This window comes from Kouleothrix sp., assembly GCF_046328425.1.
Classification (GTDB): Bacteria; Chloroflexota; Chloroflexia; order Chloroflexales; family Roseiflexaceae; genus Kouleothrix.
The window spans coordinates 1-23,353 of sequence record NZ_JAXLWP010000026.1; the positions used below are offsets into that span (position 1 = coordinate 1).

The 23,353-nt window shown below is 67.4% G+C and carries 20 protein-coding genes; 7 read left to right on the forward strand and 13 right to left on the reverse strand.

Features of this window, described 5'->3' with window-relative positions; all coding sequences use genetic code 11:
* Together hisE and U0177_RS21745 are read left to right on the forward strand one after the other, a co-directional pair.
* Nucleotides 1-275: phosphoribosyl-ATP diphosphatase (gene hisE, locus U0177_RS21740; protein WP_409572767.1), on the forward strand; the 275-nt coding region annotated here is incomplete at its 5' end.
* 9 nt (nucleotides 276-284) lie between these two features.
* Entirely contained in the window at nucleotides 285-2,999 is a 2,715-nt protein-coding gene (locus U0177_RS21745) for an ATP-binding protein (RefSeq protein ID WP_409572768.1), read from the forward strand.
* Here the strand turns inward: U0177_RS21745 and U0177_RS21750 are convergent.
* The 4 genes from U0177_RS21750 to rpoN form a co-directional block, all read right to left on the reverse strand.
* Nucleotides 2,883-3,182: a GlsB/YeaQ/YmgE family stress response membrane protein gene (locus U0177_RS21750; protein WP_409572769.1), complete on the reverse strand. Its 300-nt coding sequence runs from the start codon at nucleotides 3,180-3,182 to the stop codon at nucleotides 2,883-2,885. The genes U0177_RS21745 and U0177_RS21750 overlap by 117 nt on opposite strands.
* A 125-nt stretch (nucleotides 3,183-3,307) precedes the next feature.
* Nucleotides 3,308-3,745, reverse strand: a complete 438-nt coding sequence (locus U0177_RS21755; RefSeq protein WP_409572770.1) for a hypothetical protein — start codon at nucleotides 3,743-3,745, stop codon at nucleotides 3,308-3,310.
* A complete protein-coding gene (locus U0177_RS21760) occupies nucleotides 3,742-4,038 on the reverse strand; it encodes a YggT family protein (RefSeq protein WP_409572771.1) in 297 nt (98 codons plus the stop codon). The genes U0177_RS21755 and U0177_RS21760 overlap by 4 nt, the downstream gene beginning before the upstream one ends.
* Before the next feature lie 16 nt (nucleotides 4,039-4,054).
* Complete coding sequence (rpoN, locus tag U0177_RS21765) at nucleotides 4,055-5,434, reverse strand: RNA polymerase factor sigma-54 (protein WP_409572772.1); 1,380 nt, start codon at nucleotides 5,432-5,434, stop codon at nucleotides 4,055-4,057.
* A gap of 203 nt (nucleotides 5,435-5,637) precedes the next feature.
* Between rpoN and U0177_RS21770 the strand changes: the two genes are divergently transcribed.
* Nucleotides 5,638-6,078 carry a hypothetical protein gene (locus U0177_RS21770; RefSeq protein WP_409572773.1) on the forward strand — a complete coding sequence of 147 codons (441 nt, stop codon included), beginning with the start codon at nucleotides 5,638-5,640 and terminating at the stop codon, nucleotides 6,076-6,078.
* Nucleotides 6,079-6,214: 136 nt separating this feature from the next.
* Here the strand turns inward: U0177_RS21770 and U0177_RS21775 are convergent, their stop codons facing one another.
* The 4 genes from U0177_RS21775 to U0177_RS21790 form a co-directional block, all read right to left on the reverse strand.
* Nucleotides 6,215-7,585 carry a sigma-54-dependent transcriptional regulator gene (locus tag U0177_RS21775; RefSeq protein ID WP_409572774.1) on the reverse strand — a complete coding sequence of 457 codons (1,371 nt, stop codon included), beginning with the start codon at nucleotides 7,583-7,585 and terminating at the stop codon, nucleotides 6,215-6,217.
* Nucleotides 7,586-7,753: 168 nt separating this feature from the next.
* Nucleotides 7,754-9,037: a UDP-N-acetylglucosamine 1-carboxyvinyltransferase gene (gene murA / locus U0177_RS21780; protein ID WP_409572775.1), complete on the reverse strand. Its 1,284-nt coding sequence runs from the start codon at nucleotides 9,035-9,037 to the stop codon at nucleotides 7,754-7,756.
* 35 nt (nucleotides 9,038-9,072) lie between these two features.
* Complete coding sequence (locus U0177_RS21785) at nucleotides 9,073-10,167, reverse strand: hypothetical protein (RefSeq protein WP_409572776.1); 1,095 nt, start codon at nucleotides 10,165-10,167, stop codon at nucleotides 9,073-9,075.
* 109 nt (nucleotides 10,168-10,276) lie between these two features.
* On the reverse strand, nucleotides 10,277-11,311 hold the full coding sequence (locus U0177_RS21790; RefSeq protein WP_409572777.1) for a phosphotransferase: 1,035 nt from the start codon (nucleotides 11,309-11,311) through the stop codon (nucleotides 10,277-10,279).
* A gap of 271 nt (nucleotides 11,312-11,582) precedes the next feature.
* On the opposite strand from U0177_RS21790, the gene U0177_RS21795 reads away from it, so the two are divergent.
* Nucleotides 11,583-11,996: a hypothetical protein gene (locus U0177_RS21795; protein WP_409572778.1), complete on the forward strand. Its 414-nt coding sequence runs from the start codon at nucleotides 11,583-11,585 to the stop codon at nucleotides 11,994-11,996.
* A gap of 8 nt (nucleotides 11,997-12,004) precedes the next feature.
* Here U0177_RS21795 and U0177_RS21800 read toward each other — a convergent pair whose 3' ends face one another.
* Together U0177_RS21800 and U0177_RS21805 are read right to left on the reverse strand one after the other, a co-directional pair.
* The gene (locus tag U0177_RS21800) at nucleotides 12,005-13,255 is read right to left on the reverse strand and encodes an MFS transporter (protein WP_409572779.1); all 1,251 of its coding nucleotides are present in this window, start codon (nucleotides 13,253-13,255) and stop codon (nucleotides 12,005-12,007) included.
* 7 nt (nucleotides 13,256-13,262) lie between these two features.
* Entirely contained in the window at nucleotides 13,263-16,001 is a 2,739-nt protein-coding gene (locus tag U0177_RS21805) for a LuxR C-terminal-related transcriptional regulator (protein WP_409572780.1), read from the reverse strand.
* Nucleotides 16,002-16,231: 230 nt separating this feature from the next.
* On the opposite strand from U0177_RS21805, the gene treS reads away from it, so the two are divergent.
* Both treS and U0177_RS21815 read left to right on the forward strand, forming a co-directional pair.
* On the forward strand, nucleotides 16,232-18,301 hold the full coding sequence (treS, locus tag U0177_RS21810; protein WP_409572781.1) for a maltose alpha-D-glucosyltransferase: 2,070 nt from the start codon (nucleotides 16,232-16,234) through the stop codon (nucleotides 18,299-18,301).
* A 332-nt stretch (nucleotides 18,302-18,633) separates the two neighbouring features.
* Nucleotides 18,634-18,915: a helix-turn-helix domain-containing protein gene (locus U0177_RS21815; RefSeq protein WP_409572782.1), complete on the forward strand. Its 282-nt coding sequence runs from the start codon at nucleotides 18,634-18,636 to the stop codon at nucleotides 18,913-18,915.
* A gap of 25 nt (nucleotides 18,916-18,940) precedes the next feature.
* Here the strand turns inward: U0177_RS21815 and U0177_RS21820 are convergent, their stop codons facing one another.
* Nucleotides 18,941-20,383 carry a glycoside hydrolase family 32 protein gene (locus U0177_RS21820; RefSeq protein ID WP_409572783.1) on the reverse strand — a complete coding sequence of 481 codons (1,443 nt, stop codon included), beginning with the start codon at nucleotides 20,381-20,383 and terminating at the stop codon, nucleotides 18,941-18,943.
* A 424-nt stretch (nucleotides 20,384-20,807) separates the two neighbouring features.
* Between U0177_RS21820 and U0177_RS21825 the strand changes: the two genes are divergently transcribed.
* A complete protein-coding gene (locus U0177_RS21825) occupies nucleotides 20,808-21,227 on the forward strand; it encodes a DUF6194 family protein (protein ID WP_409572784.1) in 420 nt (139 codons plus the stop codon).
* Between the two features lie 51 nt (nucleotides 21,228-21,278).
* Here U0177_RS21825 and U0177_RS21830 read toward each other — a convergent pair whose 3' ends face one another.
* Together U0177_RS21830 and U0177_RS21835 are read right to left on the reverse strand one after the other, a co-directional pair.
* Nucleotides 21,279-21,848, reverse strand: a complete 570-nt coding sequence (locus U0177_RS21830; RefSeq protein ID WP_409572785.1) for a putative immunity protein — start codon at nucleotides 21,846-21,848, stop codon at nucleotides 21,279-21,281.
* Nucleotides 21,849-22,237: 389 nt separating this feature from the next.
* The gene (locus U0177_RS21835) at nucleotides 22,238-23,269 is read right to left on the reverse strand and encodes an LLM class flavin-dependent oxidoreductase (protein WP_409572786.1); all 1,032 of its coding nucleotides are present in this window, start codon (nucleotides 23,267-23,269) and stop codon (nucleotides 22,238-22,240) included.
* Between the last annotated feature and the right edge of the window lie 84 nt (nucleotides 23,270-23,353).

Sequence of the window (23,353 nt, forward strand, 5' to 3'; positions counted from 1 at the left end):
CCATCCTGGCGCAGCTGAGCGATGTCATCGCCCAGCGCGCGGCCGAGCGCCCCGAGGGTTCGTATACAACCAAGCTGCTGAATGGCGGCGTCGACCGGATCGGGAAGAAGATCGGCGAGGAGGCGGCTGAGGTGATCATCGCCGCGAAAAATGCCGCGCCCGACGAGCTGACATGGGAGATGGCCGATCTGCTGTATCACAGCCTGGTGCTTCTGGTACAGCAGAATCTGCCGCTCGACGCGATCTGGCGCGAGCTGCGGCGGCGGCACAGCTAAAGGATTGCTATGGAGACGCAGGCGGGATGGGTGCTGGTGGTCGACGGCGACCAGTCGGCGTATGCGCTGTACCGGCAGGTGCTCGGCGAGCTTGGTTTTGCGGTCGACCTATGCGGCAACGGCACACAGGCGCTGCTCGCGCTTTCGCGGCGGAACTTCGACCTGGTGCTGATCGACCCGCGTGCGCCCGATGTCCAGGGCATCGACGTGCTGTCGCAGGTGTACCGGCAGCCCGCGCCGCCGTCGGTGGTGGTGCTGAGCGCCGATCTGCAGCCCGATATGCTCGAGGCTTCGGTGAGCCAGGCCGGGCCTGGCCTGCTGGCCAAGCCATTCGACGACGGCCAGCTGCGCGCCACGATCGAGGCAGTCGGGCGCGAGCGCGACGCCAGGCTGAGCCAGGGCATCGGCCAGGCCAACCGCGCCGTGACACGCACCGGCGACGAGATGCACCCGCTGTATCTCCAGATCGTGCGGATCGTGCTGGCGCGCTTCCAGGCCGACCGCGTGTCGCTGATGCTGTGGAACGACGGCAGCGACCTAATCAACGTTGTGGCCTCCGAGGGCTTCCCATTTGCCAAGCCCGGCGACACCTCGGCGCTGCTGCACGATAGCCTGTCGGGCTGGGTCATCCGGCATATGGAGCCGCTGCTGCTCGAGCCCGATAGCCCGCTGCCGTTCGATATGCAGAGCAGCTGGCGCAACAATGCGCTGTTCTCGGGGATGTGTGTGCCGATCGCCGTGCGCGGGCGCGTGCTCGGCGTGCTGACGGCCGCGCGGCGCGCCGAGAAGCAGGCGTACACCAGCACCGATCTCGACTCGATGATCGCGCTCACCTACCAGGCGGCGTGGATCATCGAGTACATGCAGATCCAGCTGCAGTCGCAGCGGCGAACCCAGTTCCTGGTGCGGCTGTACAACCTGAGCAATGCCCTGCTTGCGGCGAAAAATGTGCCGGCGCTGCTGCAGATCACCCTTGAGCACCTGAGCGAGACGCTGCCCGATGCCAGCGGCTATGTCTTGCTGCGCGACGGCGAGTCGCCGGGGATCGAGCAAGTGGCGACGCTGAATGCCAGCGGGCGCGCGCTTACCGACCTCGACGAGCTGCGCGACGACCCTGGCCTGGTGGGGCAGGTGCTGGCCGACGGCGTGCCGCGGCTGCGCCAAGCCACCGATCTGCGCGAGCTGGCGCTGTGGGAGCAGCGGCTGCTCGACGATCGCGAGCAGGTGCTGTGCTGCGTGGCGCTGAAAACCGATATCGCGGTATATGGCGCGATCGAGATCGTGAGCCGCCCGGTGGCGTTTGGCGAAGAAGAGCTGCAGTACCTGGTGGCGGCCGCCGCGCTGATCGCGCCGGCGATCGAGAAAGTGCAGCGCTACGCCACGGCGATCGAGTCGGCTGGGCGCTACGGCGCAATATTTCAGAACGCCCCCGACGCGCTGCTGCTGATCGATCTGGCGTCGGGCACGATCGTGGCGTCCAACCCGGCGGCCGAGCGCCTGAGCGGCTACAGCCAGGCCGAGCTGGCCGCGATCGCGCCGGCCCGGCTGATCGCGCCGAACCGTGCCGGCCGCGCTGGCGTGACGATTGCCGACGTGCTGGCCGGGCGCGTGGCCGACTACGAAGGCTACCTGCGCACACGCAGCGGCTACAATGTGCTGGTGTCGCTGGCCGCCGGCGTGCTCGGCTACGACAACACGCGCTACCTCATGCTGGCTATTCGCAACAGCGCCGAGCTGCAGCGCCAGGCCCAGCGCCAGGCCCAGCAAGAGAAGCTTGACGGAATGACGCGCCTGACCGCCTCGATCGCGCACGAGATCAATAACCCGCTGCAGGCGCTGCACAACACGCTGCACCTGCTCGTGAGCCGCCAGTTTGCCGACGACAAGCGCGAGCGGCTGCTGAGCATGGCCCAGATGGAAGTCGACCGGCTCACCGCGATTGTGCGGCGCATGCTCGACTTGCACCGCCCGGCCGTCGACGACATGCGGCCCAGCTCGGTGCACAGCTTGCTCGACGGCGCGCTGGCCGGCCTGGCGCCGCAGCTGCAGCAGCACCACGTGCTGCTCGAGCGCGACTGGCACGATCGGCTACCGCGCGTGATGGCGATCGGCGGGCACTTGAAGCAGGTGTTCCACGACCTGATTATCAACGCGGTAGAGGCAATGCCCAGCGGCGGCCGGCTGACGATCCGGACGCGCTCTGAAGAGAACGGCGACAGCGCGGCGCGCGTGCTGATCGACTTCATCGACAATGGGCCGGGGATCACCGAGAACGAGGCCAAGCTGATCTTCGAGCCGTTTTACACCACGAAGCGCACCAATGTTGGCCTGGGGCTGGCCGTAAGCTATAGCATCGTCGAGCGGCACGGCGGCTCGATCTCGGTGAGCAGCAGCCCCGGCGGCAGCACGTTCCGAGTCTCGCTGCCGGCCGCGCACTCAATCGAGATCGAGAAAAATGTCCTGACTTCGTTTGCGATGCCTGCCCGGCTTCGCCGGGCGAGCATCGCAAATGAAAATTCGGGGGCGGCAAAGCCGCCCCCGAACCCCCACATACAGCAACTGACTGGCTGGCGTAGGCGGTGGCTCTGGCTTTGTGCGCCACGCGGCTTAGCGACGCGCGAACAGCCGCGAGCGCCCGCTGTTGCGCAACAGCTTCAGCGCGTACAGCAGCGCGACCGAACCGAGCAGCGCCCAGAGCAGGCTGAACGGCTGGTTGCCAATTAGCAGCGGCGGGATCAGGTTGGGAATGCGCAGCAAATTGGCGAGCACCGTGCCGAGATATGCGCCAATCACGCCGACGATAATCGATACCAGCAGAGTGCCGGGGCTGAACGCGACGATCCATTGGGCGATCGCGCCGCAGATGCCGGCGATGACGAGCAGGGTGAGCAGCTGAAGCAGATCCACAATGCCTCCTCGATCGCTGTGTTTCAGAATGCAATTGGCCTGGCGCTGATACTGTAGCGCAACCTGCGCTGCACGTCAATAGACTTTAAGGCCCCGGAATTTCTTCGGGAGCCTCGAAGAGGCGTTCAGCGGCGCGGGTCGTCCATGTCGATCGTGCGCGGGCCGGCGAGCTCGCGGTAGCGCTCGGCGTACGACCAGTGCTGCTCGCCAAGGTTGAACAGCCGCGCGGCGAGCCAGCTGGCGGTGAACGTCGGGATGACATTGGTGAACGGGATGAGCGCTTCGATCACGGCCTTGTTGCGCAAATTGGGCAGGCCCATGCGGTCGAGCACCATCCACATGATCGGCGCCGAGAAGATGTCCAGCCCGAAATCGAGCAAGTCGAGCAGCACCACCAGCGGCAGTGGCACGTAGCGCATCGTGGTGAAGAAATCGGCATCGCGCGGGATGCGCAGCTGGCGGATCTGCCGCACCAGCATCAGCAGTCCGAGCAGCGCGATCACCACGCACACCCCCATGATAATCGCCAGAGTCGAGAGCAGCTGCCACAGGGTTGTGTTCACGAGTTTTCCTCCAGATGGCGCTGGGCGCGCCGCCGCAGCCCGGCAATCAGTAGCGCTGCCGCGATCAGCGCCGCCAGCAGCGCCAGGGTCGAGATCTCGAGCGTGGCGCCAAAGCGCGGCTGCCCGGCGTCGAGCGTGGCCAGCCACGCGGGCGGCGCGGTGAGCGCCAGAAACGGCCCAAACACCGGGTTATCGGGGCGCGCGGCCAGCAGGCGCAGCAGCAGCCGTGCGGCAACCAGCGCGGCCAGCGCGCCAACGGCCCCGGCGGCGATATGACGTATGCGTTGTGGCACTGTGTTGCACCTTCCGCTAGCGCAGCGTCGAGGGCAGGATGCCGAGCTGGCCGCGATACTTCGTCACAGTGCGGCGGGCCACATCCATGCCGCGGTCGCGCAAAATCTCGACGATGTCCTGGTCGGTCAGCGGCGTGCTCTCGTTGGCAATCAGCTCTTGAATTATATCCTTGATCGACAGCGAGGCGGTGAAAAAATGGCTGAACGGCACGATCGCTTTGCTGGGAATCTGCACGTACTTGTTGGCGGTGGCGCGGCTCACCGTCGACTCGTGCACGCCCAGCGCGGCGGCCACCTCGGCGCGTGTCAGCGGGGCGAGGTGGCGCACGCCATAGCGCAGGTAGGCCTCCTGGCGCTCAATCAGAAACTCGGCGATGCGCCGGATGGTCTCGCGGCGCTGGCGCATATTCGTCAGGAACAGGCGCGCGCGCGTCACGAATACGCTGAGGTGCTCGCGTTCCTCGGCCGAGATATTGTGCTGCTGGCGCCCGGCCGACTGGGCAAGCTCCTGGTAGAGCGGGTTGAGGCGCAGGTAGAAGCGGCGCGACTCGACCACCTCGGCCACGAGCTGGCCGTTTTCTTCGCGGATGACCACGTCGGGCAGCACGAACGACGTATCGGCGCTGCTGGCACCGTCGTTGGTGCGCTCGAGCGGGAACGGCCGCAGGTACTGGCGCATGAAATCGCGCGCGGCCACAACGTCGTCGTAGCTGATGCCGAGCGCCTGGGCGATCGCGCCGTAGCGGTGCTCGCCTAGGTCGAACCAGTGATCGCGGATGATCGCGCGGAGGTGCGGGTTGCTGACACCCTGGCGCTCGAGGCGGTCGATCTGGATGAGCAGGCACTCCTGAACATTGCGCGCGCCAATGCCGGCCGGCGCCAGATCCTGCAGCTTCAGCAGCACCTGCTCGATCTGCTCGGGGGCGACGCGCAGCGCGTCGGCAAGCTCGTCTAGCGCGCCATCGAGGAAGCCGTGCTCGTCGAGCGAGCCGATCAGGTAATCGGCGATGCTGTGGTCGGCCTCGGGCAGGCTGATATGCAGGTCGCGCTCAAGCGATTCGCGCAGTGTCGAGGGCGCGGCGATCGCCAGCAGCGGGTCGAACTCGTCGTCGGCGGGCGCGGCGCTCGAGTCATCGCGCTCGGCCTCGGCCAGCTTCATATCTTCGTGCAGGCAGTAAATGCAGGTAGCGCCGCTGAGCGGCCGGCCGCAGCGGCTGCACAGCGCCTCGTCGCTCTCGGCCTGCTCGAGCGCCGGGTTGTCTTCCAGCTCGGTCTGCACGAGCTGCTGGAGCTCTTGTGTTGAGAGAACCAGCATATTATTCAGCGCGATCAGCGCCGGCGATGCTTTCATCTGCTGCTGGGGCAGCAGATTCATGCCCATGCTCATATCCATCATACCTGAAACCTCGCGGCTGCTGTATTCGTCCTATCAGTATCACAATCGGCGCATCAGCCGGGCATCAGCGCGGACTCATCGCCGGTTACGACCCGCAGGCGTACACTCGATGGCGATGGCACGTTATCTGCTGACAGGGGCCGGTAGACGCGGCGCTACGGCTGGAGCTTACCAGAGCGGGCGCCGGAGCAGGAGGGCATCGAATGATCAACGTACCCGCCCAAGGAGTCGCGCAAGCGCGGCCGGTGCCAGTTCTGCGCGCCAACCCGGCGCTGTTTTGGGGAATCTTTGTGCTTGTCGGGGCCGGCATTGCCGTCGCGCTTCTCCTGATCATTTCCACGCTTCCTAGCCGCTTGCCACTTGCGCGCAGCGCCGATATTCAAACTGTTCGTGAGGCGATCTGGGCCCGTGTGAATGGCGATGTGAGCGATCCACTGGTCGAGCTTGCGCCCGGCGTCACCGCCCGGCAGAGCGCCATGCGCGGATTTTCGGTGGGTGGCCGCACGTACTACTACTACTTCGAAGGCCAGCCAGGCTTCGACCCGCTGAGCCGCGGCACGCTGCCAGCTGATGCGATCGAGGTTGTGCTACGCGACGGCTCAGGGCCTCAGGTACTGGTGATCTACCAGGTGCTGCGCCCATAACCTCTATAAGCAATATGTGTGCCATAGCCTGGCGCCCGCGGTGCGCGCTCAGGCCTACCCGAAACCGAGGGTGGAGGCAGATACATCGACGCAGGTGGCCATGCCACCTGCGTCGACGCGTTGGCGGCACGCTGGTTTACTGTGCGGCGTGCAGCCGTTTCTGAAAATCGTCGATCGCCAGGCCAAGCCGCTGGGCGGCGTCTTTTTCGTCGCCGTCGCTCTGCTGAAGCGCTTCGTAGATCATCACGCGCTCGACCTCGGCGAGCACGTCGAGCAGCCGCTCGCGGTTGCGCACGCGCGTGGCCAGATCGACCTGGGTGGGAATGCCGTGCTGCGAGAGGTTCAGATCGTGGCTGGTGATCACATTGCCCTGCGAGAGCACCACGGCGCGCTCGATCTCGTTTTCGAGCTGGCGCACATTGCCGGGCCAGTCGTAGCGCTCGAGCCGCGCAAGCGCCTCTTCCGAGATCTTGGTAAGCGGCGCGCCGGGCTTGTAGCGGTACTTATCGAGGAAATGCTCGACCAGGATGGGGATATCGCCGCGGCGCTCGCGCAGCGGCGGCATGTGGATGTTGATCACATTCAGGCGGTAGTAGAGGTCTTCGCGGAAATTGCCCTGTTTGACTTCATCGAGCAGATCGCGGTTAGTCGCGGCGACGACGCGCACGTCGACCTTGACCACGCCGGTGCCGCCGACGCGCTCGATCTCGCCCTCTTGCAGCACGCGCAGCAGCTTTTTCTGCACCGGCAGGGTGATCTCGCCGACTTCGTCGAGAAAGATCGTGCCCTTGTGGGCCTGCTCAAAGCGGCCCTTGCGCTGGGCCACCGCGCCGGTAAAGGCGCCTTTCTCGTGGCCGAACAGCTCGCTTTCGATGAGCGTCTCGGGCAGCGCCGCGCAGTTGACTTTCACGAGCGGGCCGTTGCGGCGGGCCGAGTTCTGGTGGATCAGGTTGGCGGCCAGCTCCTTGCCGGTGCCGGTCTCGCCGGTGATCAGCACCGAGGCATCGGAGGCAGCGACGCGGCCGATCGTCTTGTAGATCTGGCTCATGGCTGGGCTGCGGCCGATCATGCGCTCGCGCAGATCAGCGCGCTGCTCGAGCGATTTCACGCGTGAGGCCAGCTCCTGGTGCTCGAACAGGCGCTTGATCACCACCAGCACTTCGTCGAGGTCGAAGGGCTTTTGCAGGTAATCGTACACGCCCATCTGCATGGCGCGGATCGCGATCGACGAGGTGCCGTGCGCGGTGATCAGGATCACCGGGATATCGCTACCCTCTTTGCGCAGCCGCTCGAACAGATCGAGGCCGTTGATGCCAGGCATCTGCAGATCCATCAGCAGCAGCCCGTAGCCATGATCGCCCTTCAGCTGTTCGAGCACGGCGGTGCCGCTGCCGACGCCTTTCACCTGGTAGCCTTCTTCGGTGAGCAGGTCGGTGAGCATATCGATCGTCGCGCTCTCGTCGTCGGCGATCAAAATTGTGCCTATCGATTCGTGTTGGGGCGCCACGTCTGTCTCCAAGAGGCTTCATCGGAAATAATCATTCGGAGGGGCAAAGCCCCACCAGGAGAGGATTTTTGGAGGCCTCGGGCCCCAAGCCCCCACCATGTTATTTCCAATAAGGCCTACTACAGGGCCGTTTGGTTGACACTAGCCAGGGATTGCCGCGCTATTGTATCATACTCGCTCGATCTGTGCCCCAAGCTGCTGGAGCCGCTGCTCGATGCGCTCGTAGCCGCGGTCGATCTGGCCGATATTGTAGATCACGCTGCGGCCCTGCGCGCACAGCGCGGCGATCAGCAGGGCCATGCCGGCGCGGATGTCGGGGCTGGGCAGGCCTTCCGGCTCGCCGTACAGCTGGCTTGGCCCCACTACCACGGCGCGGTGCGGGTCGCACAGCACGATCTTTGCGCCCATCGAGATCAGCCGGTCGACGAAGAACAGCCGGCTTTCGAACATCTTCTCGTGGATCAGCACGGTGCCGCGCGCCTGGGTTGCCACCACCAGCGCGATGCTGATCAGGTCGGGGTTGAAGCCGGGCCAGGGCGCCGAGTCGATCTTTGGGATGGCGTTGTGCGCGTCTTCCTGCACGTGCAGATCCTGGCCGTCGGGCACCACAATATCGTCGCCGTCGTCGTCCCAGCGCACGCCGAGCTTGCCAAAGGCGATCCGGGTCATGCGATGGTCGCGCGGGCGGGCGCCGGCGATGCGCAGTGCGCTGCCAGTGACGGCGGCGAGGCCGATGAACGAGGCGACTTCCATGAAATCGGGGCCGATCGTATACTCGCCGCCGCCGAGCCGGGCGACGCCGTCGATCGTGAGCATGTTCGTGCCGATGCCATCGATGCGCGCGCCGAGCATGTTCAAAAAGTGGCACAGATCCTGGATGTGTGGCTCGGAAGCGGCGTTGCAGATCGTGGTGGTGCCCTCGGCCAGCACCGCGCCCATGATCGCCTGCTCGGTGGCGGTGACGCTCATCTCGTCGAGAAAGAGATCGGCGCCGCGCAGCCGCTGGGCGCGCAGGATGTACTCGGTTGGCGTAACCTCGATCGTGGCGCCGAGGCCGCGCAGCGCCAGGAAGTGCGTGTCGAGCCGGCGGCGGCCGATCATGTCGCCGCCGGGGCGCGGCAGCGTGACATAACCGCGGCGGGCCAGCAGCGGGCCGGCCAGCAGGATCGAGGTGCGGATCTTACGCGCCATGGTGGTGTCGGGCTCGGCGGCGCCAACCGCACCGGCCGCGAAGGCCCAGCTGTGGCCGGCGCGCTGCTCGATCGCCACGCCGAGCTTGCGCAGCAGGGCGATTTTGATGCCGACATCGCCGATCTGCGGCAGGTTGTGCAGCACCACCTCGCGCTCGGCCAGCAGTGTGGCGGCCAGCAGCGGCAGCGCCGCATTTTTATTGCCGGCGGGCGTGACGGTGCCGGCAAGCTGGCGCCCGCCTTCGATGATGAACCGTTCCACTCTTCCTCCTGCGAACTTGGCAGTATCTATGGGGCTTACTGTGATGGTGGTAGCTCGCGCGGCTTGCGGCGGAACGGGTTCAGCCGCCCGAGCCGCTCGCCGAGGCTAGGGCGCTCAGCGGCGCCAATCTCGGCGGCGCTGCTGCGCGCGCGCGCGATCAGCTCGGCGGCGCGCTTGCGGCCCTGTGCTATCGCCTCGCTCGAGATGCGCTTGATCTGCTCGGTGGAGACGAGGTCGCCGCTTTCGTACCAGCGCCACGCAGTGACGCCAGTGGTGTAGGTGCCGGCGTAGGACACCGCGATCTTTGGCACCAGGCCCCACACCGGAATGAGGCCAACCAGGCTGCGCGCGGCCTGGCGCCACAGGAACGCCCCGCCGACCACCGGCAGCACCTCGCGGATGCGCGCCTGGAAGTCGGGTGGTGCGCCGTAGGCCAGCGCAAGCCGGTAGACCAGCAGCGCCTGGTTTTTCGTGAGCACGAGGATATCGGCGGCGGCGAAGGGCACATTCACCAGCGGGATCTGCTCGGGCAGGCCCGAGGCCAGCGCGTAGGTGGCGTTGGTGAAGGCCACGCTGCTGATCAGGTCGCGGGCGAAGATCGCGCGCAGGCCGGGCAGCAGGCGCGCCGCGGCCAGGTGCAGCTCGCCGGGCAGGCGCGCCAGCACGGCGGTGGCGAGCCGGTCGGCGGCGTCGAGCGCCTGCGGGTCGAGGATGGCGACGGTGCGCGCGCGCAGCATTGGCGAGAGGAACGCCTGCCCGGCCTGCGTCTGGTCGCCATACAGCAGCGCTACGAGAAACGGCACCGGCAGCGCCTCAAGCCGGCCGAACGCGGCCAGCTCGGCAGCCGAGAGGGTGTTGCGCGCGTCGATCGCCAGTATCAGCATATCGACGGAGCCAAGGCCGTTGGCGCGCTCGGCGGCGCGCGCGAGCGGCACGATATCGAGCGGGTCGGGGCCGGCGGCGGGGTAGCGCTCGTGGCCCTGGTGCAGCAGCCGGTCGAGGGCGTCGAGCGCGGTGTTATGCCCAATACAGGTGATCACGAACGGCCGCTCAGCTTCTTCCCGAATGGCGTTGACGTCGATCTCGCGCAGCGTCGAGAAGATATTTCCGAAATCGCTCCACTTGGGCACGGTACACCTCATTGTTGTCTGAAAGGCTGCCGGCGATATTGCACATGCTATGCCAGCGCCGATCTCGCGGCCAATTATAGCATGGCCGCTGCTGCGCATATGCTGATGGCTAGCTGACACTGTCCGCCTGGCCGAATGCGCGCTGGTCGGTGGCGATGGCGACGGCCACGACGTTGCCGGGCGCGAACTGGCCGGCGATCTGGCGCAGCACTACCGGCCGGTCGTCGCCGCCGGCGGCGCTGGCGAGCAGCTGCTGGCAGCTGACGGCGATGTCTTGCACGATGCGCTCGTAGCGGTAGTAGGCCAGCGCCGCCGGGCTGATAGCCGCCGGGCCATAGCCTGCATAGAACTGGGCCGCCTCCGCGTCGCTGTTCCAGATGCCGCCGATCCCCGCGCCGATATACATCAGGTCGTGCTCTTTCGGCGCCAGCACCAGCGTGTCCCAATCGACCAGGTAGAGCTGGCCGGCAGGGTCGATCAGCAGGTTGCCGGCGTGGATGTCGCCGTGGCACAGGCACAGGTCGGGCGGCTGCCGGCGCAGCATGCCGGCGAGCTGTTCGGCGCGGGCGATCAGCTGCCGGATGGTGCGCTGCTGTGCCACAAGCAGCCGCGCGAACTCGGCCGCCACCGGGTCGGCGAATGGCTGCCCGGCCGCCTGCTGGAGAAAGGCCGCGAGCAGCTGGCGCCAGGCCGGGGTGTAGGTTTCGTGCGGAACCGTGGCGAGCAGAGCCGGCGGCGGCGCCGCGGCGTGCAGCTGGCGCAGGCTGGCGCCGAACTCGGCCCACTGGCGCGGCGACAGCGCCACATCCCAGCCGGACTCGCCGCTGATGAATGGGTAGAGGATTGCGGTGAAGGGCGCGAGCGGCGCCGACAGCGCGCCGGTTGCGCGGGCTGCGATCGGCGCGATCAGCTGGCGCATGCCCGACTGCGCCAGCCAGTACGGGATGCTGACACTCGCCTCGGGGAAGTGGCCGCGGCGCAGCTTCAGAAAGTAGACGCGGCCATCGCTCGCAACGGCACGATACACGGCGGTGTCGGGGTCGGCGCCGAGCGGCAGAAACACAATTTCGGCGATCGACAGGCCATACGCCGCGCCGAGGCAGGCGCTGATCGCGGTTTCGTGAAGGTCGGGTGGTTCAAGCACTGATGGCTTCCTTTCTACTCAGGCGCCTCTGGTGTGCGTGGTATAATTGCACACATTCGCCTGCGGCAGCACGATACATAATCATCCCGCTTGGTGGGGCGCGGGGGCGGCTTTGCCGCCCTCGCGGATGCTGTTTCGCGCTGTGGCAGAGCGGCGGCTCTGCCACAGCGCGAAAAAAGAAAACCTTTGGAGGGTCGCAGACCCTCCAAACCTCCCGCTGGATGATGGCCAATTTCCAAGCCCCTTATTGGAAATACGTAAAGAGAACGCAATGACACAGCGGCTATTTTCAGCATCGGCGGCGCGGATCGCAGGGCAGGTGGCGACGGTTGGCTTTTTGCTGGGGATGCTGCTTCAGCTGCTGCTCGCGCTGGGCGCGCTGCCGATCAGCATGGCCTGGGGCGGCAGCCAGGCGGCGCTTACGCCAGGGCTGCGGCTCGCCAGCCTGGCTGCAGTGGCCGTGCTCGGCGGCTGCGCGCTGATCATTCGCCGCAGGGCCGGGCTCTCGGGGGGCGCGCCTGCCTCGCGGCTGGTCAAGATCCTGGCGTGGGTCATAACGATCTACATGGTACTCAACACATTGGGCAATTTTGCATCGGCTAGCGGCGGCGAGGCCGCGCTGTTCGGCCCGCTCTCGCTGGTGCTGGCGCTCGCCTGCTTTGTGGCGGCGGCGGCGCGTAGCTAGAGCGGCCACTACCCCACCACGGCCGTGCCTGCGCTAGCCTGCACGGCGCGGCGCGCAACCAGCGCCAGCAGCAGGGTGGTGGCGACCCACAGCCCGCCGGCAGCGGCAAACAGCAGCGGCACGCTGCGATCAGCAATCAGGCCGGCGAGCGCTGTCGAGAGCGGCGCGAGCAGCTTGCCGGCGCATAGTGTCGCGCCGAGCACACGGCCAAGCTGATCGGGCGCGGCGCGCTGTTGAATGCTCGTCTGCGCGAGCACGTCGATCAGCCCGATGCCGGCCCCTAGCAGCGCGGCAATCGCCATAAACAGCGGCGTGGTGGTGGCCAGGCTCATCAGCGCGAGCAGCAGCCCGCTTGCGAGAATGCCGCCAAACAGCTTCGCCACGCGGCGCGCGGGCCGCCCGATCACTCCGCCGAGCAGCGTCCCCAGCAGCGACCCGCCCGCGAACAGCGCCATCGCCGTGCCGAGCAGCTCGGGCCCGCCGTGAAGCGGCCCCTGCGCCATGGCCACGAAGCCGACGTCGAGCGGGCCAGCCAGCGCGAGGTTGCCGAGCAGCATCAGGGCGACATACAGCGCCAGCTCGCGGTCGGCGCGAATGCTGGCGGCCACGGGGCGAATATCGTCGAGCAGCGTAGCGCGGGCGCGCGGCGCTTGTGGCATCGGGCGCATCAGCGTCAGCAGGCCTGCCACGGCGAAAAAGCTGGCGCTGTCGATGGCGAATGCCAGCGCGGCGCCCGCGTTCTGCAGCAGCCAGCCGCCCGCCAGCGGGCCGACGATCCCGCACACGAGCATGCTGCCTAGAAACAGCGCGTTGGCCTGCGCCAGCACTTTGCCAGGCACCAGCAGCGGTGTCATCGAGTAGGCCGCAGGGGTGAGCAGCCCTTCGAGGCCGCCCACGAGCACGGCCACCAGCGCGATCGTCCACAGCGGCGCGGTGCCTGCGCCGGCCAGCCCCACCAGCGCCAGCAGCAGCGCCGCCAGCGCCAGGTTGACAAAGCGCAGCAGCCGGCGGTGCGACAGCCGGTCGGCCAGCGCGCCGCCGAATGGCATAAGCAGCGCGCGCGGCACCGCAGCGGCCGACAGCACGAGGCCCAGGGTAGCGGCCGAGCCGCTGCGCTGAGCTACCAGCCACGCAAGCGCGAGCAAATAGCACTGGTCGCCAACCTGCGAGATACTCTGGCCGAGCACGAACAGCCGGAAGTCGCGCGGGAACAGTAATCCGCGGGCTGCTCCAAGCCGATCGGCAATGCGTGAAACCATACTCGCCTCAGCTCTCGTCGAGTAGCCCGAGCTCGCGGGCGCGAGCGGCGGCGTGTGTCCGGTCGCGAGCGTCGAGCTTGCCGTACAGGTGGTGCAGGTGAGTTTTCACGGTGCCGACGCTCAGCACCAGCGCGTCGGCGATCTGCTGGTTCGATTGGCCGGCGGCCACGCGCCGCAGGATCTCGAGCTCGCGTGGCGTAAGTGGCTCGGCCAGCGCGCCAGCGCGCCTGGCTGCGTCGCGCGGCTCGGGGCCGGCGCTGGCCGGCAGGCTGACGGTCGGCGCACCCGCGTCGAGCAGCAGGCGCGGCGCGCCGATCGGCTCGGCCATTTCGAGCGCGCGGCCAAGTGCGGCGTGGGCTGCCTTGGCCTGGCCAAGCGCGCCGCACGCGCTCGCGCGCAGCAGCAGCAGCTCGATCGCGAGCAGGGCATCGCCGCCGTCTTCGGCCGCCGGCAGCCGTTCGTCAATCAGCGCGAGCGCCTCGGCGGCGCGGCCGGCGGCCACCAGGATGCGCAGGTACGTAACGAGCTCGAACGCCTGCGAGAGGAACAGCGCGCCTGGCGGCGGTGTGTAGCCGCCGGCCCACTGCCTGGCGCGGCCAAGATCGCCCTGCACCAGCGCCAGCCGGGCGTCTACGGCGCCGGCCCAGCCCACCACCAGCGGCAGGTTGAAATCGTGCGCGGCGAAGCTCAGAAAGGCTGCGCTGGTGGCGCGCGCCTGCTCGGGCCGGCCCTGGGCCTGGCGCAGCAGCGCCAGCGTGGCATAGCCAAACGGCAGCGCATCGCGCACGCCGCCCTGCTTGGCCAGCGCCACCCCGGCCTCGAGCTGGTGCTCGGCCTCGGCCAGGTCGTCGCGGCCGTAGGCCAGCTCGCCCAAGCCAATCATCGCCCAGCCTGCCGTCGGCAGGCGAACCGCCGCGCCGAGCACGTGCTGCTCGGCGCATGCCAGCGCCTGCGTGAAGGTCGCGGCTGCGTCGGCCCAGCGGCCCAGGCTGCGGTAGAGCAGGCCCAGCAGGCAGCGGGTGGTGATCGCATTGTGGCGGTCTGCGGCGTCGAGCAGGCCGATCGCGGCCTGGTATGGCGCGACCGCCGCGCGCAGCTGGCCGCTCATGTGCAGCGCCAGCGCCAGGCCCATGGTCACAAATCCACGGGCGTGGCGGTCGCCTTCGTCGAGCAGCGCCAGCGCCTCGTTGGCGCGGGCGATTGCGGCGGCATAGCTGCCGCGCACGCGCAGGAGCTGGCTCTCGAGTGCCACCGCCCAGGCGCCGATGCTGCGGCGCTCGGCCTCGGGCAGGCTAGCCGCCGGCAGCTCGGCGGCGATTGCGTCGAGCAGCGGCGGCAGCGCGTCGGGCTCGGCGGCGCCGAACAGCGCCCGCGCCAGCAGGATGCTCAGCGACGGCGAGCGCTGGACCGTGGCGGCCGGCAGCGCGCGCAGCAGCTGGATAAGCTCGGCGAAGCTGCCGTGGCGCAGCAGCTGCTCGGCGCTCTGCTCGATCAGCCCGGCCGCCGCCGCGCTATCGCCGCCAGCAATGGCGTGGCGCACGGCAGCGTCGAGGTAGGCCGGCCCCGAGCGCGCCAGCTCGCCGGCATACCAGGCGGCCGCGCGCTGGTGCAGCGTGGGAACGATCTCCGGCGCGGTTTCGTACAGCCGCGCGCGCAGCACGTCGGCGAACAGCTGGTGGTAGCGATACCAGCGCCGCTCGGCGTCGAGCGGCACCAGAAACAAGTTTTTGCGTTGGAGCTCGGCCAGGATCAGCTGGCTGTAGGCCGGGGCGTGTTGAAGGCGGCTAGGCGCCTGCGGCGCGCCGTCGATCCCCAGCAGCGCATCGCACAGCGGGCCGCACAGCTGCTCGAGGATGGCGGTTTGCAGCAGAAACGCGCGAATATGCGCGGGCTGCTGGCCGATCACTTCGCCGGCCAGGTAGTCGACGATGTAGTGGTGGCTGCCGGCAAACGCCGCCACGAACGCTTCGGGGTCGCTCTGCTCGTGCAGCGCGAGCGCCGCGAGCTGCAGCCCGGCGGCCCAGCCTTCGGTGCGGCTTGCGAGCGCCGCGATCGAGCGTTCGCTCAGGCGCAGCCCCGACACGTCGCGGATCAGCGTGCTGGCTTCGTCGAGGCTGAAGCGCAGATCGTTGGCGCGCAGCTCGGTCAGCAGCCCGCGCGCCCGCAGGCGCGCCAGCGGCAGCGGCGGGTCGGCGCGCGCGGTGATCGCCAGGTGCAGCTGCGGCGGCAGGCGCTCGACCAGCAGCGCCAGCGACTCGTGGATGCTCGCGGCTTCGATAAACTGGTAGTCGTCGAGGATCAGCACGTAGGCGCGCTCTGGCGCATCGCCGGGCGGCAGCAGCGCCAGGCTGTTGAGCAGCGTCGACGCCACCACTGGCAGCGGAGCGGGCTGGGGTGCGCGCAGCAGCCCCAGCGCCGGCGCGCCACAGCCGGGCGCCAGCCGATCGCAGGCGGCGCAGACATACGACCAGAAGCGCGCCGGGTCGTTGTCTTCGGCGTCGAGCGAGAGCCACACGCTGCGCGCGCTGGATGCAGCCAGCCAGGTGCAGATCGCCGTGGTTTTGCCCGAGCCGGCCGGCGCCGAGATCAGCGTGAGCGGGCCGCGCTGGCCCTGGCGTAGCCGCTCGGCCAGGCGCGGGCGCGGCACCAGGCCAGGCCGGATCGGCGGGCTCAGCAGCTTGGTGGCGAGCAACACCGCTGCGTCGCCGCGCGCCTGCTGCTGCCTTGGTTGTCCGCCCGTCGTCATATCTGCCCACCGCTGCCAGCGCACTCACTCATCGGCTGGCAGTATAGCGTGCGGCGCGGCGGCGCGCAAACTCGCCGCACATGTTCACCGCCGAAACCGCCGCACTGCAGGGAAGGTGCAACAGATTTTGCACTTGCCCTGCTAAATTGGCCAGAACCCAGCGCCGAACGCCGTAAAGTGTAGTACTATGATGGGCATACGGTACCGTACTGAATTCGCTGGATGGATATATGACACAGCCCGACCCTGAGTATATCGACTGGCTTGTCGAGCAATCGATGCTCCACAACGCCAAAACGATCGCGACCCGCTACGCCGGCCAGGCGCGCCTGTGGCAGCAGCCTTACGCCGAAACGCGCCCGCGCGCGGCGTCGGCGCTGGCTTCGGTCTGGTTCACTGCCTACCCGGCCTCGATCATCACTCGCGAGGGCGATTCGGTGCTGCACACCCTTGGCGGCGATCAGCTGTGGAGCGCGCTCTCGGCGATTGGCATCCAAGGCGTGCATACCGGGCCAATGAAGCTAGCCGGCGGCATACGCGGCCACGAGTTTACGCCGACGATCGACGGAAATTTTGATCGGATCAGCCTTGCGATCGACCCGGCCTTCGGCACCGAAGAAGAGTTTATCGCGATGAGCCGGGCCGCCGCCGCGCGCAATGCCGTGGTGATCGACGATATCGTTCCGGCGCATACCGGCAAGGGCGCCGATTTTCGCCTGGCGACCATGCAGTTTGGCGACTACCCTGGCCTGTACCATATGATCGAGATCCAGCAGGAGGATTGGCCGCTGCTGCCCGACGTGCCAGAGGGCCGCGAGGCTGTCAACCTTTCGCCGGCCACCGTCGACTTGCTGCGCGACAAGGGCTATATCGTCGGGCAGCTGCGGCGGGTGATCTTTTTCGAGCCGGGCGTCAAGGAAACCGACTGGAGCGCCACCGGCGTGATCGGTGGCGTCGACGGCGTGGCCCGGCGCTGGGTGTACCTGCACTACTTCAAAGAAGGCCAGCCGTCGCTCAACTGGCTCGACCCGACCTTCGCCGCACAGCGCATGATCATCGGCGATGCCCTGCACTCGCTCGACACGCTGGGCGCGCGCGTGCTGCGGCTCGACGCGAATGGCTTTCTCGGCGTCGAGCGCCGCCTCCAGGGGCCGGCGTGGTCGGAAGGCCACCCGCTGTCGCTGGTCGGCAACCGGCTGATCGGCGGCATGGTGCGCAAGGCTGGCGGCTTTTCCTTCCAGGAGCTCAACCTGACGGTCGACGATATCGCGGCTATGTCGCAGGGTGGCGCCGATCTGTCGTACGATTTCATCACCCGGCCGGCCTACCATCACGCGCTGCTCACCGGCGATACCGAGTTCCTGCGCCTGATGCTGCGAACCATGCACGAGTACAGCATCGACCCGGCGTCGCTCATCCACGCGCTGCAGAACCACGACGAGCTGACGCTCGAGCTGGTGCACTTCTGGACGCTCCATGCCCACGATACGTATTCGCTCGGCGGCCAGAGCTGGCCGGGCGAGATCCTGCGCGAGCACCTGCGCACCCAGATGTACGAGCGGCTCACCGGCGAGAATACGCCCTACAACCTGCGCTTTGTTACGAACGGCGTGGCCTGCACTAGCGTGAGCGTGATCGCGGCGGCGCTGGGAATTCGCGATCTCACCCAGCTGACCGACGAGCAGAAGCAGCAGATCCAGCGCATCCACCTGCTGCTCGTGATGTACAACGCGTTTCAGCCGGGGGTGTTCGCGCTGTCGGGGTGGGATCTTGTGGGCGCGCTGCCGCTGGCGCCTGCGGCCGTCGAGGCGCTGATGGCCGACGGCGATACGCGCTGGATCGAGCGCGGCGCCTACGATCTGGTGAATGTCAACCCCGATGCGGCGGCGTCGCAGGCCGGGCTGCCCAGGGCGGCTACGCTGTATGGCCCGATCAACGAGCAGCTGCAGCGCCCCGACTCGTTCGCCAGCCAGCTGCAGCGGCTGCTGGCGGTGCGCCAGGCGTATGGTATCTACGCCAGCCGCCAAATCCTCATTCCCGAGGTGGCGAGCCCCAGCCTGCTGGTGATGGTGCACGAGCTGCCCGACGCGCGCGGCACGCAGGTGACGGCGCTGAACTTCGGGCCGGCGCCGCTCGAGGAGACGATTGTGCTGCCGAATGTCCAGACTGGCCCGGTCGTCGATATGCTCAACGAGACGGTCGAGGGCGACCTGTCGAAGACCGGCGAGCTGACGATTCGCTTGGATGGTTACGAGGGCCTGTCGCTGCGCATCGTCGGCGCGCTGCCAACGATGGGGTAGGCCCAATACCTTTCAAATAGCCACGAAGACTCGAAGGCGCGAAGCATGTGTAGCTTCCTGTTGCCTTCGAGTCTTTGCGCCTCTGTGGCAAACGTTCCCGGTCACCATGTTTGAAAGGTATTGGGGCTGGGCCACAGCTAGCCGCGTTTGTAGCCAGCGTAGTATGGTCGTTCGCCCGCGGTCATGCGCCGCCGAGCTGCTTTTTCTCACTGGCCACTGCACCTGCGAGCGGCGCCGCCGCTCGCATTGCTATGTTTCAAAGGAAGCTCTGGAAGTTCCCATCTACGGGACTAGGGTCGCACTATTTGTGCGATGCTCCGCTTGGAGCGACTATGCCCAAGCGGATGCAGGATCTTCCAGCAGAATACCTCAGCCACAGACGCGCGCTCGCACAGGCGATTGGCGCGCGCGTGCGTGTGCGCCGCGAGCAGCTCGATTTAACGCAGGATGTGCTGCGGACGCGCATGGAGCTCGAGCAGGTATTCGTCAGCCGGACGCAGTATAGCCGGATTGAAAATGGCGAGGCGCTGCCGAATGCCGCCGAGCTGCTGGCGCTGAGCGCCATCCTGGCTGTGTCGCTCGACTGGCTGCTGCGCGGCGCCACGGCGCCGTAGCTGCCTCTCGCCGTGAACCGGCGGCTCACCAGATCGCGCCAAGCTCCCAGGCGTCGAGTGCAACCACAGTGGCGCTACCCCCCGAGGCGAATAGCTCGAGGCCCGCGCTGCTCTCGCGTGTGGGGTAGGCGCGCCCCGACACGCACGCGCGCTCGTTGGCGAACACCTCGACGATCGAGCGATCGACGAAGATCCGCAGCCGCAGCGGCTCGCCGGCCGCCAGCTCGAGCGGCCCGCTATCGACGCCGCCGTGGGCCGAGCCGCTCAGGCTGGCGCGCGTGGTGTCGAGCGCCAGGCGGCGCTCGGCGCAGTGGTAGCTCAGCCGGGTTTGCTCGGCGCCATCCGGCGAGCGCAGCATAAGCGCGCCTACCTCGGCCGCGTCGCCCGGCGCTAGCTCCAGCATGATCTCGATCGTGTCGCTCGACACACCTGCCAGCAGCGCGTTTGTTTCGGCCACACCGACGGCCTGCGCGTGAATGTGCCGGCCGCGCAGCTGCTCAAGCTCGGGCGCGGGGCGCTGCTCGAGCACGCCGGCGGCGCCAAGCGCGAGGATCCGCGGCAGCGACATCGCGCCCGACCAGCCGGCCGCGCGCTGGGCCGCGTCGTCGCGCTGCTCGCGCATCCAGCCAAACATCACCCGTCGGCCGCTCGCGTCGCGGAATGTCTGGGGCGCATAGAAGCTTGAGCCATAATCCAGCTTGCCCAGGCGCGCCGGCGTGAAAGCGTGGCGCGCGTAGTCACCGACAAACGCCACGGGGTAGTAGAGCTGCCCTGCGTCCCACACCGACACAGCCAGCACGTGCTGGCCGCCGAGCTCGAAGAAATCGGGGCACTCCCACATCGAGCCGGTCCATACCGGGGCGGTGGTGCGCGCGTCGCCGACACACAGCGGGCCGACGTACTCCCAGGCGTACAGGTCGGCCGAGCGGTATAGCAACGCCGCGCCGCCGGCGCCACGGATGCCGCTGCCGATCAGCTGATACCAGACCGCGTCTTCTTGCCAGATCGTGTGATCGCGGTACTCCACCAGATCGAGGCCGGGCGGCGGCGCGGCGATAACCGGGTTGCCGGCGAACTTCTGCCAGGTCTGCATCCCATCGGCGCTGGTGGCCACGCAGGCGCGCTGCCCGACCGCGCTGTTGCCGCTGTACACCAGCGTCGGCACTCCGTCGTGATCTACCGCACAGCCCGACCAGCAGCCCAGCTCGTCGGGGCCGCCCGGCTCGGGCGCGAGCGCCAGCGGCAGGTGGCGCCAGTGCACCAGATCGGCGCTGACGGCGTGGCCCCAGTGGATCAGGGCGTGGAACGGGCCTGCCGGGTTGTACTGGTAGAACAGGTGGTACTCGCCATTCCAGTGGATCAGGCCGTTCGGGTCGTTCAGCCAGTTGGCCGGCGGCAGAAAGTGGTAGCGCGGCCGGTGGCGTGGGTCGGGCGCGGCCGTTGGTAGCGCCACAGTGGTTGGATGCACGGGCATACTCCTTCTCACGCCATGCGCGATGCCCGGCCGGGCGCGCCGCCGGCATGGCGTGCACTGGAAGCGTGCTTCGCGTGGCACAGTGCACGGCTACCTGCGCGCGTGCACTCGGGGCGTATCGGCGGCACGGCAAATGCTGAGACAGCATTAAACGGGGTTTGGGGCCTTTGTTACCCAGGCCTCGGCCCGTTTGTGTCCGATAACGGACGTTGTTGAAAATAAATAGGGCTTACGCAGTTGGCGTGTTCTGCCTTCGGCAAAGCGGTACTATCCTCGTGTATTGTATGCGGTTGTTCTGCGCGAAACGTGGAACAACCGCATACAGAGGATGGAGAAGTACCATGCTGCCGCAGGCTGCAATCTCGTCGCTTGACGAAGCGAAGAGCGCAAATGCGTAACTCCTAATGGCGGGGCGCGTATGCTCGACGAAGCAGCGATCACCAGCTACATCACAGGCACGTTTGAGGGTGTCGAAACCATGGCCGCGATGGGCTACACGTTCTTTTTCTACGGCGCCGATCGGATGCTGCCGTTTGCCACGCTCGCCAGCGCCGACAACGAGGGCGATCGGGTGTCGAATCTGGATCGGCCGGGTGTGTTTCGCCTGAATATCGGCGTCAGCAGGTCGACATTTCAGTCGTTGTTTGGCGCCGGCAAGGTCGACACCAGCGCGTATGATTTTACCGCGCTCGACACGCTCATGCCCCACCCCGACTACGCGGCGCAGTCGTTTCTCTGCGTGCTGAACCCCAGCGATGCGACCTTTGAAACGCTCCGGCCACTGCTGAGCGAAGCCTACAATCTAGCCGTCAGAAGAGACGCCAGGCGCCGCGCGTAGCCGAACATGCGTATTTCCAAACCCGACTTCAGGGCCAAAGGCTTGCCGAAATCAGTGCGCCGGCTGCTGAGCGCGGATGCCCGCATCCAGCTCGTAGAGCAGCAGATCCAGCCTGGTCGTGCCTGCTTGGCGAGCGGGCATGTGCAGCAAGACTTCGCGGACTTCCGCCGGGGCGTGCGCGAGCGCCCAGCGAACCTCTGCGTCGCCGACACTTGCATCGCCGGCGTGGTCGAGCTCGAGGGCCAGTGCGGCATACGCCGCCGGCCCGACGATGTGCTTGGTCTGATGCACATCCGCTAGCGGATGTGTGTACGCACTCGCCGCCGCAAAGCCTGCGGCGCGGGCGGCAGCAGCTGCGGCGGGAATGCCGACCTCGCGCGCAGCGGCGTTCGCCTCCATGGCAAGCGAGCGCAGCCGGGCTGTGCGCTTGTTGCCGGCGGCGAACTCGCGGATGCCTTCAATCGCCGCACGGGGCCGCGAGTCGCTCACAGCGCGTGTCTCGAATGTGGGCAGCGCTCTCTCGGCGCAATCCGCGGCCCAGCCTGCAATCGCCCTAAGCGACTCCATGGTCAGCGTGAAATATCTGGACTCACGAGCCATCCGGCTGCTCCTCTGCGGCATTGATAGTGTTGGACGCCGCTGGCGTGCGGCCGAACGTGCGGATGTTGCCGATAGAGCGAGCATCCACAGATGGCACCGATTGCACAGATAATGCTCGTGTCTCCGCCAACGATTGGCCTGGATTGAACAATTCGTTCACTTTGCGATGGGCATGATACACCAACAACAAGCGGTAGACAACCCGGCCGCGCTCGTCCAAGTGCATTTGTATCGCTCGAAGCGAAGAAATGCCATGTCATGCTGAACGAAGCTCCGCTCCCACGACGCCGAATCATCGAGGGAGTGAAGCTTCGCTCAACATGACAATGAAGTACAAGGAAACTTTGTTTACAAAGTAATGAGCCTATCGGCGGCGTGGCGTCTGCGCGCATGGTATGTTCGCTGGCGCTCTAGCGCGCGCTGGCGAGGCCCTGCAGCTCGAACACCTCGGCCAGCAGTTCGTATGAGCGCCGGCGCAGCGCGTGGTCTGCGATGCTGGTCACAATCGTCAGCTCATCGGCCCCAAGCCGGGCCGCCAAGTCGCTCAGCTCGCGCTGCACCCGCGCCGGGCTGCCGTAGACTGTGGTGAACACGCGCAGCTTCTCCTGATCTTCGGGCGTGAACGTGTAGGCGCGCGCCTCTTCGATCGTGGGCGGCGCGCCGCGCTCGCCGTTGATGCGCCGCAGCGCCGTCAGGTCGCCGGCGAGCTTGAGACCCTCGGCCAGATCGTCGGTCTCGGCGCAGATCACCGACACGCTGGCCAGCGCGTGCGGTTGGGCGAAGTACACGCTGGGCTGGAAGCCGGCCTTGTAGGCGCGAATCGCCGGCGCGGCCTCGCCGGGGCTGAAGTGATAGGCGGCCGCGAAGCCGCGCCCGCGCTCGGCGGCCAGCTGGGCGCTGCGCTGGCCGGAGCCAAGCAGCCAGATCGGTGGAAACGGCACGCCTTCCGGCGACGCGATCACGTCGCGCAGCGGGTGGTCGGTGGGGAACGGCGATGGCGCCACCTCGGCGAAACCCTCCAGCTCGGCCACCAGCCGCGCGATGTCGTCGGCCGCGCCCAGCGCCGTCTCGCTGCCGCGCAGCGCCAGCGCGGTGCGCGGATCCTGGTTCGGCGCGCGGCCGATCCCCAGGTCGATGCGCCCAGGCGCCAGGGCCTCGAGCGTGCGAAATAGCTCGGCGACCTTCAGCGGCGCGTAGTTGGGCAGCAGCACGCCGCCCGAGCCGACCCGGATGCGCCTGGTCAGCTGGGCGATCACGCCGATCAGCACCTCGGGTGCCACCGCCGCCAGGCCGGGGAAGTTGTGGTGCTCGGCCAGCCAGTAGCGCTCGTAGCCCAGCTCGTCGGCCAGCTGCGCAAGCTCGAGCGTGTTCCGGATGGCCTGCTCGCCCCCTCCGTGCGCGGGGAGCGGCATCAGGTCTAGGATTGAGAGTGGGATTGGCATAAATGCTCGTTCTTCCTTGATTATTTTAGGACTTACGCAGTTGGCGACCTCAGCCTTCGGCAGAGCGGTACTCTATCTCCATAT